Raw genomic sequence first — 15,559 nt, 5'->3', positions numbered from 1 at the left:
GGAGTGCGATGACTAATTTACTACAAGCCAACCAAGCTCTAGCTGGGTTAGTTAACCATTTAACGACCGCCATCGTGTTAATCAACACAAAGATGGAAATTGTGGCATTAAATTTAGCTGCCGAAAATTTATTTCGGGTCAGTCAACACCAAATGCAGCTGGAACCCATAAGCAATCTGTTAAATTTGGACGCTCTGCTAAAGCAGCAATTGCAAGACAGCTCCAAGCAGCAGCAATCATTTACTAGCCGCGATACCCAAATTCAACAAGCCAATGGCCACCGACTGTGGGTCGACTTGAGTGTGACCGCTATAGATGATGAAGGTAGCTTAGCCTTAGAAATACAGCCTTTAGAGCGCGTCAAGCGCCTAACCCAAGAAGCGCGCATGACCACACAACAACAAGCGTCTTCTAACCTAGTGCGTAACCTTGCTCACGAAATCAAAAATCCACTTGGTGGTATTCGTGGTGCAGCCCAATTATTGCAAAGAGAGCTGGACCCTTCTCTGCATGAATTTACTGACATCATTATTTCTGAGGCTGATCGCCTCAGAGACCTTGTAGACCGTTTAATTGGCCCTCAGCGCCAAACTCAAAAACAGATCTGCAACATTCATCAGATACTTGATAAAATAGACCAGCTCCTGCGTGCTGAAGCCAGTGGTCAGGTGCAACTAATACGTGACTATGATCCCAGCTTACCCGAGTTGCTCATCGACGCTAATCAAATGACTCAAGTGTTTCTCAACGTGGGCCGCAATGCATTACAAGCATTGGTAGAACATCAGACCCCCAATGGCCACATTTGTTTAAAAACCCGCATTGTTAGGCATTTCACTATTGGCAACATTTGTCACCGCCTAGCATGCTGCATCAGCATAACTGACAACGGTCCAGGCATTAGTGCCAACCATATAGAAGACATATTTTTTCCATTGGTGACACATCGTGCACAGGGCTCAGGGTTGGGTTTAAGTATTGCCCAAAGCCTCATACAACAGCACCAAGGTCTCATCGAATGCGATAGTCAAAGCGGCCAAACTTGTTTTAACATTTACCTACCCATGGAGAAACTCCCATGAGCCAAGATGTATGGTTAGTAGACGACGACCACGCGATACGCTGGGTGCTAGAACGTGCCTTACAACAAGCGCAAATTAGTAGTCGCAGTTTTGAAGACGGCCAGCAATTATTGGCGGCCCTTGAAGCAGATACGCCCAAACTCATTGTCAGTGATATTCGTATGCCTGGTATTGATGGCCTAAGTTTATTACAGCGATTACAACATCAAATCGCTCATGTGCCAGTCATTATTATGACTGCACATTCTGATTTAGATAGCGCTGTAGCATCCTATCAAGGTGGTGCTTTTGATTATTTGCCAAAACCCTTCGATGTTGATGAGGCAGTCGCTTTAGTCCAGCGAGGTTTGCAGCATGCCCAGCAACAAGCAGGCGCTAAAGCACCAGAACCCGCCCCAGCAAGCGCTCAAATTATTGGTGAAGCACCTGCCATGCAGGAGGTATTTAGGGCCATTGGTCGACTGTCTCAATCTAATATGACAGTGATGATTAATGGCGCCTCCGGCACGGGTAAGGAACTCATCGCTCAGGCCCTGCATCAGCATAGCCCAAGAGCCAATCAGCCTTTTATCCCTCTAAATATGGCTGCTATTCAAAAAGATCTGATTGAATCAGAACTCTTTGGTCACGAAAAGGGAGCCTTTACGGGCGCCGCCAATCAGCGCAAAGGCCACTTCGAACAAGCTCACGGCGGCACATTAATGTTGGATGAGATTGGTGATATGCCAGCTGAAGCCCAGACTCGACTATTAAGAGTGTTGGCCGATGGCGAGTTCTATCGAGTTGGTGGCCATAACTTAGTCAAAGTAGATGTACGAATTATCGCCGCAACGCACCAAGATTTAACCCAACGGGTTGAACAAGGGTTATTTCGAGAAGACCTATTTCATCGCCTTAATGTGATTCGTATACCTTTACCTAACCTCAACCAACGCAGCGAAGATATTCCTGCACTGGCAAGGCACTTTTTACTGACCAGTGCCAAAGAACTGGCGGTAGAAACAAAACAATTGTCCAGCGAAGCTGCGGCGCACTTACAGAAATTAGATTGGCCAGGCAATGTGCGCCAATTGGAAAATGTGTGCCGCTGGTTGAGTGTTATGGGCAGTGGTAACCAGATATTAGTCAACGATTTACCCCCCGAGCTTAAAGAGCAAACGCCCACTGCTAGCTTAGAAGAAAGCTGGCAAGAAGTGTTATCAACTTGGGCAAAAAAAGAACTGCAATTCGGGCAACAACAACTGCTTGATAAAGCTTTGCCGGCGTTTGAAAAAGTGATGATAAAAGCCGCCCTTAAACATACCCATGGCCGCCGACGAGAAGCAGCAGAACTGCTAGGCTGGGGACGCAACACCCTGACCCGAAAAATTAGCGAGTTGGGTTTATAGATGGGTTGGGTATGTATGACATGCTTAAGCTATATTTTAGTGGTTACGAAAAACACCCAATGGGTTTGAACTCCCAATTCATTGGCTTTATTTTTGTCCTATAATCAAGCTATGTTGAACTTATGTTGAACCTATTTTGAACCTAGAAGTATTGGTATGGAAATAATACACCATGTTACACGTTGTACTTTTTGAACCAGAAATCCCACCCAATACGGGCAATATTATTCGGCTGTGTGCTAATACTGGGTTTCAATTACATTTAATCGAGCCCCTTGGATTTAAGCTTGAAGATAAATCGTTAAGACGAGCTGGGTTGGATTATCACGAATGGGCACGCTTGCAGGTGCACAAAAATTATGCGGAATTCCTCGCTAATGTGAAGCCTAAAACGATTTATGCTATGACCACAAAAGGCAGCGATTGCTTCAGCAAAGCTAGGTTTGAAAAACATGACGCGCTTTTGTTCGGACCCGAAAGTCGCGGGCTTCCTGAAGAAATTAGAGCCCAATGTGACGCCAGGATTCGCCTTCCCATGACGTCAGAAAGCCGCAGCTTGAACTTATCTAACTGCGCAGCCATTACCGTATATGAAGCATGGAGACAGCTCAATTACGAGGGCGCCAATCTTTAAACACAGTAGACAACTTTGGTTTTCTTAGGATAGGACCCCAAGGCATTTATCCTACCAAATTGAGCAGGCACTGTGCCTCTAGTTTATGCAGCCCCTATCCCACTAATTTGCGCAGCAACGCCCTCAAGTAACGCTGCTAACAGGCACCCTCACCCACTCGCGTTAGTGAGTTGATTCACCAGCATCTGGAGTCGCATCATTTTCAGTTTCAGTTTCAGCCGCACCTGTTTCAGCTTGCGACGCTTGCTGCGCCAGACTCTGTGCATACAAAGCATCAAAGTTGACTGGGGCCAACATTAAGGCTGGGAAGCTACCTCTTTGCACTAGATTATCAATGGCTTCACGCGCGTAGGGAAATAGGATGTTTGGGCAAAAAGCACCCAAAACTTGACCCATAGATTCTTTAGGCACATTGGCAATGTGGAACAAACCCGCCTGCTGCACTTCCGTTAGGTAAACCGTCTTTTTTTCTGCTGAAGCGGTAATCGTTATGCGTAAAACCACCTCAAACGTAGTTTCATTAAGCTGGCGCGCCTGGCTATTTAAATCCACACCAACCTCAGGCTTCCAATCGCTTGTGAATGACTGCGGTGAGTTAGGGGATTCAAAAGATAGATCTTTCAAGTACACTCGCTGGATCATAATTTGTGGCTGTTCGGTGGTCTCTGCAGCCGCGGCAACGTTTTCTTCTTCACTCATGCTTAATTCTCATTCGTCTAGGTTTTATTGGAGGGCTTCAATTACGAAGTGGCTAGTAACGGGTCAAGTTTTTGCTGACGATCCAAAAGATATAATTCATCACAACCACCGATGGCATTGCCATTAACCATAATTTGCGGCACCGTGCGGTTACCCGTCAGCTGCATCATTTGTTGACGCACATCTTGGCGCCCATCAACACTAATTTCTTCATAGCTAAGGCCTTTGCTGTCGAGCAAGCGTTTGGCACGAAAGCAATATCCGCAACGATTCGAACTATAAATTGTAACTTGTGCTGTCATAAATGTGCCCCAGTGTTAGAGTTTTATTTGCGCACCAAAGGCAAGTTCTGCCCAGTCCACTCGGCCATACCACCAGACATCCGATGCACGTTGGTATAATCAGCTTTTTTCAACATATTTGCTGCACTCGAGGCAGTTTGGCCTGTCTTACAAATTATAACAATGGGTTTATCTTTGTGTTTTTCAAGTTCAGACATCCGTTTTGTTAAGTCTGCAAAAGGAATATTCTTGGCACCAATAACTCGCCCTGCCTTAAAGTCTGCCGGCGCACGAATATCAAGTAATAAGGCATCTTCACCATTTGCCATCACAGTGGCTTGTTGTGGCGACACTGAGGGAGCAGCTTTGCGGCGTTCTGTGATCAATAACACCAATAATGTCAGCACCAAGGCCACGACCATTTCCCAGTGATTGATTGCAAATTCGAGGTAACGTTCCATAAGCTTTATTATTCCCAACAATTAATAGGTTCTGGGTCGCCATAAGGACGACAAGTCCGGCGGCATTATACGCCATAGCATGGATAAATTGGAGGTAGACTGCTAAAATATCTTGCCATTTGCCAATAACAGACACCATGACCACTTCTAGTCCTAAAGCCCTCATCATTCTGGATGGATGGGGTCAAAGCCAAACGTCGACTTCTAATGCCATTGCAGCCGCAAATACACCCACTTGGGACGGTCTGTTAGCCAATCATTGTCATACTTTAGTAGGCACTTCTGGAGCCGATGTGGGCCTACCAGATGGCCAGATGGGTAACTCCGAAGTGGGTCACATGAACATTGGTGCGGGCCGAGTGGTGTACCAAAATTACACTCGTATTGGCAAAGCCATAGTGGATGGAGACTTCCAGACCAACCCTGTGCTTTTGTCAGCCATTGATAAAGCCGTTGCTAATGAAGGCACCGTTCATGTTTGTGGTTTGTTATCAGATGGCGGGGTGCACAGCCATCAAGACCATTTGTTTGCCACCTGTCGCTTAGCCCACCAGCGTGGAGCTACAAAAATCGTAGTGCACGCATGGTTAGATGGCAGAGATACGGCGCCAAGCTCAGCCCAAGTTTATATACAAGCTTTAATGGATGCCCTAGAGCCGATTAATGGCCGCATTGGCAGCCTCTGCGGCCGTTACTTTGCGATGGACCGTGACCAACGCTGGGAGCGCGTTGAAAGTGCCTACCGAGCAATGCGCTACGGTGAAGCAGAGTATGAGTGCTTATCTGCCCTCAGCGCCTTACAAGAAGCCTATTTAAATAATGCGACAGATGAGTTTGTGCCTGCCACTGTGATTTTGGATGCACAGGGCCAGTCTGCAAAGGTTGAAGACGGTGACACCATGATCTGTGTTAACTTTAGACCCGACCGCTCACGCCAAATCACGCGCGCATTTGTGGACCATGAATTTGATAGTTTTGAGCGTGGGGAGCCCCTGGATCTTGCTGAGTTTGTAATGATGACTGAATACAGCGCTGCTATAGATACCGCCTGCGCTTTTCCACCGACCCAAGTAAAAAATGATTTGGGCGAAATTATGGCCCAGCATGGAAAGACCCAACTACGCATTGCCGAAACTGAAAAATATGCCCATGTCACTTTTTTCTTTAGTGGCGGGCAAGAAGCTTTATATGAGGGAGAGAGTCGTGAGCTTATTCCTTCTCCGAATGTAGCTACTTATGATTTACAACCAGAAATGAGTGCTCCAGAGCTAACTGATAAATTAGTTGCCGCCATTGAAAGTGGGGCTTACGATTTAATTGTATGCAACTTTGCCAATGCTGATATGGTGGGACATACAGGCAAATTTGATGCCGCAGTCAAAGCTGTTGAAGCCGTAGACACCTGTCTTTTACGTATCGTTCATGCGCTAGAAAAAGTGGGTGGCGAAGCCCTCATTACAGCAGACCATGGTAATGTGGAACTCATGACTAACCCGAATACAGGCCAACCCCATACAGCCCATACCTCGTGGCCAGTGCCCTTGGTTTATGTGAGCCATCGAAGTGCCAATGCTAAATTATCAGCCGGCGTGCTGGCCGATTTAGCGCCCACTATGCTGCATTTAATGAACCTTGAACAGCCCCAAGAAATGACGGGCTGTAACTTGGTAGAATTTAACTAAATTGCGCCTTATCGCCTATTTCACATGCAGCATGATGCTGCTCATAAGTACTCAAATGCTTGCTGCTAACAACGAGCAAAAAGCTCAGCAACGCATGCAGCAGTTGCAAAAGGATATTGGCGACTTACAGTCTTGGCTTAACAAAGCCCAAAACAAAGCCTCAAAGTTACAGCAATCACTGCGCACTAATGAGCAGAGCATTAGCAAGCTCAGTAAGGCTATCAAGAAAAATCAACAGGCGAGCCAAAAAAGTACCAATCACCTTGCCAAGTTACAGCAGCAATCGAGCCACTTTCAAGATGCCCTTGCAGAACAAGAACAACAACTCAGTGCTCAATTAAAGCGGCAGTATCAGCAAGGTCAAAACGCCCCCGGGAATGTGCTACTGACCTTGGACAGTCCGTCAGCTCTGGCCCGAAATATGGCTTATTTCCAATATCTAAATCAAGCCAGTGCCGAACAAATGGCAGCCTATCGGCAAACATTAAATAGCCTCGCCTTGGTACAACAGGAACAGTCTGACCTCACTTTAGAATTGCAGCAAGGTGCCCAGCAATTGCAAACTCAGCAACAGCAGTTAAAACAAGCTAAGACCCAGCTATCGGCTAATCTTAAAACACTCAACAATAAGCAGGCCTCAAAAGCACAAACATTAAGCACTGCCAAAGTTGACCAACAGCAAGCCCAACAGCTGCTTGAACAAATTCAAGTGGCGGTTGCTAAAGCCAATATTAAAGTTGCAGGCTCACCAATGGCAGATGCTAAAGGGCAATTACCCTGGCCGCTAAAGGGTAAAGTCTTGAACCGCTTTGGGGTATCACAAAGTGCCTACCCCCTAAGCCAACAAGGCTGGTTGATTGCTGCTCCAGAAGGTTCTGATGTGGTCGCTATCCATGGTGGGCAAGTGGTTTTTTCAGATTGGTTAAAAGGTTATGGATTGGTTATCATTGTTGATCATGGGGACGGTTTTTTAAGCTTATATGGGCAAAATCAAGCCTTGTATTTGTCCGTAGGTGATACCGCTGCTGCCCAGCAACTTATCGCCAGTAGTGGAAAATCTGGCGGTAACACCCGAGCGGGATTGTATTTTTCTTTGCGACAACAAGGCAAACCGTTAAATCCTAAACAATGGTTGCAATAAGGTGAAGTGATGCGCATTAAACTAATCCAGCCTAGAGGCATCATACGGTGCAGACAAACCATGGGGAGCCTGATACTTGCACTGGCACTGGGTGTGTTAGCCCCAGCGAGTGCCATAGCGGCAGTAACACCTCACCCGCCTGTGCCATTGGCTGCGTTGCAGTCTTTTGTAGCCGTGTATGAACGCATCCGCCAGCAACACGTAGATGCAAAGACAGACGAAGAATTATTGCAGTTTGCCCTTGAAGGCCTGATTTTAAAACTCGACCGTTTTTCTAGCTACCTAGACGCCGACGATATGGCCAGCCTGCAACAAGATACCCGCGGCGAGTACACGGGTATTGGGGTTGAATTAGTGCCAGAAGGCAACTACATCCGTGTCATTACCCCCATCGACGATAGCCCCGCACACCGTGCCGGTATTCTCCCTGGAGATTGGATCACGCACGTACAAGGTAAAGCGGTTAAAGGACTTGATGTGCACGCCATCGATCAGCTTATGAGCGGTGGTCCAGGCACTCCAGTGACACTGACTATTTTACGAAGTGGTGAAGAACTCAAGTTCAATCTAAATCGTGAAATCATCACTACAGCGAGTGTGCGCAGTGAATTGATGGCAAGTAATGTCGCCTATCTTCGTATTAGCCACTTTCAGGACCACACTGGGCAAGATTTAGTAGACCAAATGCAGCGCCTTAAAACTGCTGGAGCTAATCGCTGGTTGTTAGACTTACGAAATAATCCTGGTGGCACTATATCAGCCGCCGCCGCTGTAGCCGATGCATTTTTGAGCACTGGTAACATTGTGACTACGAAGGCCCGCCAGATCAAAGACAATATGCGTTTTGACGCCCACTCTCAGGACCCTAGCCAAGGCTGGCCATTGGCAATCCTCATTAACAACGGCAGCGCATCCGCATCTGAAATTGTAGCAGGCGCTATAAAGGACCATCAGCGTGGCCAATTGGTTGGCAATAGCACGTTTGGTAAAGGCTCAGTGCAATCCATTATTACCCTGCCACAGGGCACAGGTGTTAAACTCACAACGGCTTACTACTACACCCCTAATGGCCATAACATCCACCTCACAGGCATTGAACCAGACGTAACCGTTGATAATTCAGAAACTGATGAGGATACGCAACTTGCTGCTGCGCTGGATATTCTGCGTCTGTCAAAGTCTAAATAATAATATGATGGCTCGATTTATTAAGGCCTATAAACACATTAATAAGGCACCATGGGGTTTAGTTTGGTTACTGCTAATGCCCCTGATAGGGAGCTCGTATTTAGTTAAAGCAGATGAGTTTCAGCCATCTATGGTCATCATTATAGACGACCTAGGTTATAACTTGGCTAACGGTCTTAGTGTGGTCAATCTGCCTGGCCCCATTACTATGGCCGTCATGCCCCATACCCCTCATGGCGCGTCATTGGCTCGCAAAGGTGCCGCTGTAGATAAACAAATCATTCTTCATGTCCCCATGCAAAACCACGCAGGTCTGCGGCTAGGTCCTGGCGGACTGACCCTAGATATGGATGAAAAAGAGTTCAAAAAAGTATTACGCAAAGGCTTAGCCAGCGTGCCCCAAGCAGAAGGCATCAATAACCATATGGGTAGCGCTTTAACTGAGCAGATGCTACCCATGCAGTGGACGATGGATATTGCAGCTGAGTTTGATTTATTTTTTGTAGATAGCCGCACCAGTTCATCCAGTGTGGCTTGGCAGCAGGCTGTGGCTCAAGCTATTCCTGCACTTACAAGAGATGTGTTTTTGGATAACGATACCAGTCAAGAGGCCCTCGAAAGCCAATTTCAGCAAGCCATAGACATTGCTCAAAAACATGGCTCTGTGGTGCTTATTGGTCACCCTTACCCAGCTACGGTAGAGTTTTTAAGCAGCGCACTAAAACGCCTTGATCAAACAGGCATCAAGCTGACCTCGGCCTCTGCACTAATCTGGCAACTGGACCTAAAGGCGCATCTCAATACCCTTTGAGGCCATGTATTGTTTGGCTTGAGGGATGGTGTATTCATTAAAGTGAAAGATACTAGCAGCCAATACTGCATCCGCTTTGCCTTCAATTACACCATCAACTAAGTGGTCCAAGTGGCCTACACCACCCGATGCAATCACTGGCACAGACACCGCTTCACTGATGGTGCGCGTGACACCCAGATCATATCCATTTTTAACCCCATCTTGGTCCATGCTAGTGAGTAATATTTCCCCCGCACCATAAGCCACCATTTTTATGGCCCACTCAACGGCATCAATACCCGTAGGCTTGCGTCCGCCATGGGTAAATATTTCCCAACGTAGGGTTTCACCCGGCCCACTAACTTGTTTTGCATCGATGGCCACGACAATGCATTGGGCACCAAAACGATCCGCCGCTTGCTGCACAAAATCTGGATTAAACACAGCAGCAGAATTAATGCCTACTTTGTCAGCACCCGCATTAAGCATGCGGCGAATATCTTCACAGGTCCGAATACCACCGCCCACAGTGAGGGGAATAAACACTTCACTGGCCATCTTTTCTACCGTATGTACCATAGTGTCACGGTTTTCATGAGTTGCACCAATGTCTAGAAAAGTAATCTCATCGGCGCCCTGTTCGTTGTAGCGTTTAGCCACTTCCACAGGATCTCCAGCATCTCTAATATCAACAAACTGTACCCCTTTAACCACGCGCCCATTGTTGACATCTAAACAGGGAATAATGCGTTTGGCTAAGCCCATGGGAGTTTCCTTATCATTAGCATGGGTTAGGCTTGAGCGTCACAATAGGCTTGCGCTGCTGCCAGATCTAACGTGCCTTCATAGATGGCTCGGCCGGTAATAGCACCCACAATACCGTCGCCAGCAACTGCCGCCAAAGCGTGCACATCGTCCATATTGGTCACTCCACCTGAAGCAATGACTGGAATACCTGCTTCTCTGGCCAACTGGCACGTGGCCGCCACATTAACACCCTGCATCATGCCATCACGGGCAATGTCTGTATAAACAATAGAGCTTACCCCATCGTTACGAAAACGTTTGGCTAGATCGACCGCTTTAACATCAGTCACTTCAGCCCAGCCCTCGACTGCCACCATGCCATCGCTAGCGTCCAAACCCACAATAATGCGGCCAGGAAAATCACGGCAGACTTGAGTCACAAAATCTGGATCACGCACTGCTTGAGTACCAATAATGACATAGGCAACACCCGCCTGTAGGTAGGCTTCAATAATATTTACATCACGAATACCGCCACCAATTTGAATAGGTAGCTTAGGGTGGGCCAGCGCAACGGCCTTCACAATGTCACCATTGACTGGGTTGCCAGCAAAGGCACCATTCAAATCAACCAGATGCAACCTTCTGCAGCCAGCATCTACCCACTGGTTGGCAACAGCAACCGGGTCTGCTGAAAAAACGGTGGACTCTTCCATGCGGCCTTGGCGCAAACGCACACATTCACCATCTTTTAGATCGATGGCTGGAATCATTAATAAAGGGCTTTGAGACATAGACTATTTACGGCAGGGTTTAGCTACCGTCCCACTGTAAGAAGTTTTTTAAAAGTTGAAGTCCAGCTGAGTGGCTTTTTTCTGGATGAAATTGCACTGCAAAAAGATTTTCTCTAGCAAGTGCCACATCAAACTCAAGACCATAGTTACAGGTCGCCGCCACTAAGTCGCGAGCTTCGGTACGCACATAATAACTGTGAACAAAGTAAAACCGACTGTTGTCTTCTATGCCACGCCATAGCTTGTGGGGTTGCTGCTGTACTTGATTCCAGCCCATGTGGGGTACTTTTAAGTGAGCGTCTTGCACACTGGCATGATCACCAAAGAAAGACACATTACCTTGCAGTTCACCCAAACACGCCACACTCCCATTTTCACTGGAACGCTGCATTAGGGCCTGCATACCCACACAAATACCAAGCATGGGCTTTTTGCCCATTTGATCAGCCACGATGTGATCCACACCCAAGCGTTTGATCTCTGCCATGCAATCTCGAATAGCACCTACTCCAGGCAAGAGCACACGATCGCTGGCTTCAATTTTAGCCGCATCGTTAGTTACATAGACGCGGGTATCTGGGCACACGTGTTCAAGGGCTTTGGCAACGGAGTGCAAATTACCCATGCCATAGTCAATCACTGCAATGGATTTCATAATAACCCTATTAATACCAAGCCGATCGCCAAAGTATCTATAAACTACCCTTAGTGGACGGCATCATACCTGCCATCCGTTCATCAGCACTTAGGGCCATCCGTAAGGCTCGACCAAAGGCTTTAAACACTGTTTCTGCTTGGTGATGAGCATTCTTCCCACTCAAGTTATCAATGTGCAGAGTTAGTTTGGCATGGTTCACAAAGCCACGGAAAAATTCATCAAATAAATCCACATCAAAACCGCCAATGCGGCCACGGGTGTAGGTAACATGATTAAACAACCCAGGGCGTCCAGAAAAATCTAACACCACCCTAGTTAAAGCCTCATCTAACGGCACATAGGCAGAACCATAGCGGGTTAGGCCTTTTTTGTCTCCTACCGCTTTGTCTATGGCCATACCCAAGGTAATGCCCAGATCTTCCACCGTATGGTGCGCATCAATCGCTAAGTCACCATGAGCAACAATGTCTAAATCAATCAATCCATGGCGCGCAACCTGCTCCAACATATGATCGAAAAAGGGGATCCCTGTGACGCAACTAAACACACCCGTGCCATCTAAATTAACACTAACTGTAATCTGAGTTTCTAGGGTATTCCGTTCTACAGTGGCGGTACGAGCCGACATAAGGTGACCTCGGGTTTGATAATGAGTAAAGCAATAAAGCGAGCAGAGATTATACGGCTTTTAGTAGCTGTTTTACAAAGCACAAACGCCCCTAAAAGGTATAAAACAAATGTATACTCAGCATTAATCCCATTTGCTCACCCGTAAGTCTACAATTAATGACCAACAACACCTCTTTTGCTGACCAATTACTCATCTGGTTCGACCAACACGGACGCCACCACCTACCATGGCAAAAAGATCGCACCGGTTATCGTGTGTGGGTGTCTGAGATTATGTTACAACAAACCCAAGTCATGACCGTGATACCCTACTTTGAGCGCTTTATGGAGCGTTTTCCAACCATCACCCACTTAGCCCAAGCTGAAGCTGATACCGTACTTAGTCTCTGGACAGGTTTGGGCTATTACACTAGAGCGCGGAATCTGCATGCCAGTGCCATCGCGATTACTCAACAACATCAAGGCCATATGCCCAACGACTTAGACGCCCTCATTGCTCTCAAGGGTATCGGCAGGTCTACAGCAGGGGCCATCGTGAGCCAAGCCTACAACCAACGTGGCGTAATACTCGATGGCAACGTCAAGCGCTTACTCACGCGTTTATATGCCATTGAAGGGTGGCCAGGGCAAAGCCAAATAGACCAACAACTCTGGCAACTCGCCACAGATCTAACTCCCCATCAACGCAATGCCGATTACACTCAAGCCATCATGGATATTGGCGCCACCATCTGCAAACCCAAGCAGCCCTTATGCGTGGCCTGCCCAATGCAAGCTAATTGCCAGGCATTAGCCCAAGACAAAGTTGGCATTATTCCCACCCGCAAGCCAAAAAAAGCAATACCCCACAAGACCATTAGCGTATTGCTACTGCAAAATAAGCAGGGGCAAACGTTTCTGGAACAGCGTCCAAGCAAAGGCATATGGGGTGGACTTTGGAGCCTGCCAGAATTCACTGACCTAAAAGCATTACAGACCCAGCTAGCCTTAGAGGGTTTGCCTACCCACACCACCCCAATGGCACCCATTAAGCACGTATTTAGCCACTATAAGCTCACCATTGAGCCCCATCGGTTAGTATTGGATAAGGCCCAGCTAAAAGTATCAGAAAAGCATAAAAGTCAGTGGTACGACAGCCAACAACTGCATACAATAGGGCTAGCGACACCCATTAAAAAACTACTCGAGAAAGCCCAATGACACGCACTGTTTTTTGCACTAAGTATCAAGCCGACATGGAAGCTATGGATCGTCCTCCCTACCCTGGTGCCAAAGGTCAAACCTTATTTGAAACCTTGTCAAAACAGGCATGGCAAGATTGGTTAGCGCACCAAACCATGCTCATTAACGAAAAGCAGCTCAATATGATGGACCCTGAAAGTCGCTCATACCTGCAAGGCGAACTGGATAAATTTATCTCGGGAGAGGATTACGACCAAGCAGACGGTTACGTGCCCCCTTCTGCCCAGTAAAAACCCGCGACAATAAAGAAAATAACCAGATTTCATCAACTTATTGTTGACAGGAAAATTCAAAACGGGTTTAATACGGCCCTCTTCTCGGTCGCTCATCAGAGCAATCAACACAGAAGAAAGCACTCAGTATAGCCCGGATAGCTCAGTCGGTAGAGCAGAGGATTGAAAATCCTCGTGTCGGCGGTTCGATTCCGTCTCCGGGCACCACGATTACGTTACATTCCCACTTATAAATGCACACTCGTTCGGACTTCGTCCTCACTCAAACATGAGTGTACCCCTACTTCTGTAAGCGTTTCACTGGCTTTGCTCCTTGTGGCTGATCATGTCACCCAAGGTGCTACACGGGAGATGTTTACGATGGTGTTGTCGAAACTGCAGTTGTTTTCAACAAGATATTTGTACCAAAGAGAGGGTGTGTTTTACTTCCAGCGGGATGTTCCTGTGGATTTGAGACACCACTATCCGAATAAGAAAGTTGCGTTCAGTCTACGCACTAGATCACCTTCACTTGCTCAACGAGGTGCTGCCTCGATAGCCACAAAGCTTGATGCAGATTGGTTTAGTTTACGTGTAAACAGCATAGCAAATGCAGACATTAACCAGTCGGTTGTTGGTAGAGACAATTCACCCTCAATGGCTGATGCACTGCAAATCTACTTACATTTGAAAGCAGGTAAAAAGCCCCACGCATTTACTACAGGTGCAACTAGAAATGTTGACTACCTTATCGAAGTCGTTGGTAACAAACCTCTCACCTCCTACACAACAATAGACGCAGGTAAGTTTCGAGACTGGCTGATAGCAAAAGGCATGGTGACTAGCTCTCTCAGACGGGTGCTGTCGAGTATTAAGGCTATAGTTAACCTAACAGTCAGTGAGCATGGCCTAGACATCAAGAACCCCTTTTCAAATATCTTTCTTCCTGAAATCGGGTCTGCCTCTAAGCGATTGCCAGTGTCAACTAAGGACATAATGACCATTCAAAATGGTTGCAGGTCTTTAGATGATGAAATTAGATGGCTAGTCGGTATCATAAGCGACACAGGTCTAAGACTGTCTGAAGCTGCAGGTTTGTTAATGGAGGACGTGAACTTAGACCACCCTGTTTCACACGTTATTATCACCCCAAACGAACACAGACGTTTGAAGAATACTGGTAGCGAACGGATAGTGCCACTGCATGGAGTCGCGTTATGGGCTGCACAACGTGCAAAGTACGCAACCGATACGAAGTTCTTGTTCCCTAAGTACATGAAGACAGACACATGTAACGCTAATTCAGCCTCTGCAGCAGCTAACAAGTGGATCAAGTCGGTCGTGTCCGCTAACGTATCAGTCCATTCGTTCAGGCATTCTATGAGAGACAGACTAAGAGCTATTCATTGCCCAACTGAGGTAATTGATCAGATTGGTGGATGGTCTGCAGGATCAGTTGGAAGTAGGTACGGAACTGGCTACTCCGTTGAGATCCTAGGAGAGTGGATGAACAAGATGACAACACCATCGTAAACATCTCCCGTGTAGCACCTTGGGTGACATGATCAGCCACAAGGAGCAAAGCCAGTGAAACGCTTACAGAAGTAGGGGTACACTCATGTTTGAGTGAGGACGAAGTCCGAACGAGTGTGCATTTATAAGTGGGAATGTAACGTAATCGTGGTGCCCGGAGACAGCCAATCTTACAGTTCCTTTCCTTTGAGTAGCACTAAACCCCTTTGTTCTGGAAGCCTTTGAACCATACTACTGGCTATCAGCTAGGTCAATCTTGTTTGAAACTACTGCAGAAACTACTACAGTTAAATATCCAGCGGTTAACCCTTTACTTAAGGAAAACACCAGCAACTTTGCACTCAAAACAACCACCTAAACTACCACTGAAGAATCCCATACAAGGTCTCTAACA

The 15,559-nt window shown here is 47.0% G+C and carries 17 protein-coding genes and 1 tRNA gene; 11 read left to right on the top strand and 7 right to left on the bottom strand.

The features are described from left to right. Positions 1–8: 8 nt before the first annotated feature. The 3 genes from glnL (at position 9) to trmL (ending at position 3,104) form a co-directional block, all read left to right on the top strand. Positions 9–1,082 (top strand): nitrogen regulation protein NR(II), encoded by a 1,074-nt coding sequence (gene glnL / locus ABXT59_RS00920; protein ID WP_443637086.1) that lies wholly within the window; start codon positions 9–11, stop codon positions 1,080–1,082. Further along, entirely contained in the window at positions 1,079–2,470 is a 1,392-nt protein-coding gene (gene ntrC / locus ABXT59_RS00915; RefSeq protein WP_443637084.1) for a nitrogen regulation protein NR(I), read from the top strand. Before glnL ends, ntrC begins: the two co-directional genes overlap by 4 nt. Positions 2,471–2,642: 172 nt before the next feature. Further along, a complete protein-coding gene (gene trmL / locus ABXT59_RS00910) occupies positions 2,643–3,104 on the top strand; it encodes a tRNA (uridine(34)/cytosine(34)/5-carboxymethylaminomethyluridine(34)-2'-O)-methyltransferase TrmL (protein WP_443637083.1) in 462 nt (153 codons plus the stop codon). Between the two features lie 162 nt (positions 3,105–3,266). Here trmL and secB read toward each other — a convergent pair whose 3' ends face one another. From secB to ABXT59_RS00895, 3 genes are read right to left on the bottom strand one after another with little or no spacing between them, the layout of a single operon-like run. Beyond that, positions 3,267–3,803 (bottom strand): protein-export chaperone SecB, encoded by a 537-nt coding sequence (gene secB / locus ABXT59_RS00905; protein WP_443637082.1) that lies wholly within the window; start codon positions 3,801–3,803, stop codon positions 3,267–3,269. Between the two features lie 41 nt (positions 3,804–3,844). Continuing rightward, on the bottom strand, positions 3,845–4,105 hold the full coding sequence (gene grxC / locus ABXT59_RS00900) for a glutaredoxin 3 (protein ID WP_443637081.1): 261 nt from the start codon (positions 4,103–4,105) through the stop codon (positions 3,845–3,847). 23 nt (positions 4,106–4,128) lie between these two features. Further along, complete coding sequence (locus tag ABXT59_RS00895; RefSeq protein WP_443637080.1) at positions 4,129–4,545, bottom strand: rhodanese-like domain-containing protein; 417 nt, start codon at positions 4,543–4,545, stop codon at positions 4,129–4,131. A gap of 137 nt (positions 4,546–4,682) precedes the next feature. Between ABXT59_RS00895 and gpmI the strand changes: the two genes are divergently transcribed. The 4 genes from gpmI to ABXT59_RS00875 all read left to right on the top strand — a co-directional run bounded on the left by gpmI (position 4,683) and on the right by ABXT59_RS00875 (position 9,367). Next, on the top strand, positions 4,683–6,227 hold the full coding sequence (gpmI, locus tag ABXT59_RS00890) for a 2,3-bisphosphoglycerate-independent phosphoglycerate mutase (RefSeq protein ID WP_443637078.1): 1,545 nt from the start codon (positions 4,683–4,685) through the stop codon (positions 6,225–6,227). A 55-nt stretch (positions 6,228–6,282) separates the two neighbouring features. After that, the gene (locus tag ABXT59_RS00885; protein ID WP_443637077.1) at positions 6,283–7,368 is read left to right on the top strand and encodes a murein hydrolase activator EnvC family protein; all 1,086 of its coding nucleotides are present in this window, start codon (positions 6,283–6,285) and stop codon (positions 7,366–7,368) included. A 9-nt stretch (positions 7,369–7,377) separates the two neighbouring features. Beyond that, a complete protein-coding gene (locus tag ABXT59_RS00880) occupies positions 7,378–8,556 on the top strand; it encodes a S41 family peptidase (protein WP_443637076.1) in 1,179 nt (392 codons plus the stop codon). Positions 8,557–8,632: 76 nt separating this feature from the next. Then, positions 8,633–9,367: a divergent polysaccharide deacetylase family protein gene (locus tag ABXT59_RS00875; RefSeq protein ID WP_443637075.1), complete on the top strand. Its 735-nt coding sequence runs from the start codon at positions 8,633–8,635 to the stop codon at positions 9,365–9,367. Here the strand turns inward: ABXT59_RS00875 and hisF are convergent. Genes hisF through hisB form a run of 4 tightly spaced genes read right to left on the bottom strand, consistent with a single transcriptional unit; the run spans position 9,341 to position 12,176 of the window. Next, complete coding sequence (gene hisF / locus ABXT59_RS00870; RefSeq protein ID WP_443637074.1) at positions 9,341–10,114, bottom strand: imidazole glycerol phosphate synthase subunit HisF; 774 nt, start codon at positions 10,112–10,114, stop codon at positions 9,341–9,343. The two genes, ABXT59_RS00875 and hisF, sit on opposite strands and share 27 nt — an antisense overlap. A 26-nt stretch (positions 10,115–10,140) precedes the next feature. Continuing rightward, the gene (hisA, locus tag ABXT59_RS00865) at positions 10,141–10,890 is read right to left on the bottom strand and encodes a 1-(5-phosphoribosyl)-5-[(5-phosphoribosylamino)methylideneamino]imidazole-4-carboxamide isomerase (RefSeq protein ID WP_443637073.1); all 750 of its coding nucleotides are present in this window, start codon (positions 10,888–10,890) and stop codon (positions 10,141–10,143) included. 19 nt (positions 10,891–10,909) lie between these two features. Then, positions 10,910–11,545, bottom strand: coding sequence for an imidazole glycerol phosphate synthase subunit HisH (gene hisH / locus ABXT59_RS00860; protein ID WP_443637072.1), 636 nt, complete (start codon positions 11,543–11,545; stop codon positions 10,910–10,912). Between the two features lie 37 nt (positions 11,546–11,582). Next, entirely contained in the window at positions 11,583–12,176 is a 594-nt protein-coding gene (hisB, locus tag ABXT59_RS00855) for an imidazoleglycerol-phosphate dehydratase HisB (protein ID WP_443637071.1), read from the bottom strand. Positions 12,177–12,334: 158 nt separating this feature from the next. On the opposite strand from hisB, the gene mutY reads away from it, so the two are divergent. From mutY to ABXT59_RS00835, 4 genes are all read left to right on the top strand, one after another. Next, positions 12,335–13,378, top strand: coding sequence for an A/G-specific adenine glycosylase (gene mutY, locus ABXT59_RS00850; protein ID WP_443637070.1), 1,044 nt, complete (start codon positions 12,335–12,337; stop codon positions 13,376–13,378). Next, entirely contained in the window at positions 13,375–13,650 is a 276-nt protein-coding gene (locus ABXT59_RS00845) for an oxidative damage protection protein (protein ID WP_443637069.1), read from the top strand. The genes mutY and ABXT59_RS00845 overlap by 4 nt, the downstream gene beginning before the upstream one ends. A 134-nt stretch (positions 13,651–13,784) precedes the next feature. Continuing rightward, a tRNA-Phe gene (locus ABXT59_RS00840) sits at positions 13,785–13,860 on the top strand. A gap of 108 nt (positions 13,861–13,968) precedes the next feature. After that, positions 13,969–15,165: a DUF6538 domain-containing protein gene (locus ABXT59_RS00835; protein WP_443637068.1), complete on the top strand. Its 1,197-nt coding sequence runs from the start codon at positions 13,969–13,971 to the stop codon at positions 15,163–15,165. Positions 15,166–15,559 lie beyond the last annotated feature (394 nt).

Source organism: Candidatus Njordibacter sp. Uisw_058, assembly GCF_047730065.1.
Lineage (GTDB): Bacteria > Pseudomonadota > Gammaproteobacteria > Pseudomonadales > Balneatricaceae > Njordibacter.
Note: the sequence above shows the minus strand (reverse complement) of the source record. Positions and strands in the feature narration are given on the sequence as shown.

Excerpts from the sequence above, each read along its gene's own strand:
- glnL (WP_443637086.1), top strand. The coding sequence starts at position 9 with ATGACTAATTTACTACAAGCCAACCAAGCTCTAGCTGGGTTAGTTAAC.
- ntrC (WP_443637084.1), top strand. The coding sequence starts at position 1,079 with ATGAGCCAAGATGTATGGTTAGTAGACGACGACCACGCGATACGCTGG.
- trmL (WP_443637083.1), top strand. The coding sequence starts at position 2,643 with ATGTTACACGTTGTACTTTTTGAACCAGAAATCCCACCCAATACGGGC.
- secB (WP_443637082.1), bottom strand. The coding sequence starts at position 3,803 with ATGAGTGAAGAAGAAAACGTTGCCGCGGCTGCAGAGACCACCGAACAG.
- grxC (WP_443637081.1), bottom strand. The coding sequence starts at position 4,105 with ATGACAGCACAAGTTACAATTTATAGTTCGAATCGTTGCGGATATTGC.
- ABXT59_RS00895 (WP_443637080.1), bottom strand. The coding sequence starts at position 4,545 with ATGGAACGTTACCTCGAATTTGCAATCAATCACTGGGAAATGGTCGTG.
- gpmI (WP_443637078.1), top strand. The coding sequence starts at position 4,683 with ATGACCACTTCTAGTCCTAAAGCCCTCATCATTCTGGATGGATGGGGT.
- ABXT59_RS00885 (WP_443637077.1), top strand. The coding sequence starts at position 6,283 with ATGCTTGCTGCTAACAACGAGCAAAAAGCTCAGCAACGCATGCAGCAG.
- ABXT59_RS00880 (WP_443637076.1), top strand. The coding sequence starts at position 7,378 with ATGCGCATTAAACTAATCCAGCCTAGAGGCATCATACGGTGCAGACAA.
- ABXT59_RS00875 (WP_443637075.1), top strand. The coding sequence starts at position 8,633 with ATGCCCCTGATAGGGAGCTCGTATTTAGTTAAAGCAGATGAGTTTCAG.
- hisF (WP_443637074.1), bottom strand. The coding sequence starts at position 10,114 with ATGGGCTTAGCCAAACGCATTATTCCCTGTTTAGATGTCAACAATGGG.
- hisA (WP_443637073.1), bottom strand. The coding sequence starts at position 10,890 with ATGTCTCAAAGCCCTTTATTAATGATTCCAGCCATCGATCTAAAAGAT.
- hisH (WP_443637072.1), bottom strand. The coding sequence starts at position 11,545 with ATGAAATCCATTGCAGTGATTGACTATGGCATGGGTAATTTGCACTCC.
- hisB (WP_443637071.1), bottom strand. The coding sequence starts at position 12,176 with ATGTCGGCTCGTACCGCCACTGTAGAACGGAATACCCTAGAAACTCAG.
- mutY (WP_443637070.1), top strand. The coding sequence starts at position 12,335 with ATGACCAACAACACCTCTTTTGCTGACCAATTACTCATCTGGTTCGAC.
- ABXT59_RS00845 (WP_443637069.1), top strand. The coding sequence starts at position 13,375 with ATGACACGCACTGTTTTTTGCACTAAGTATCAAGCCGACATGGAAGCT.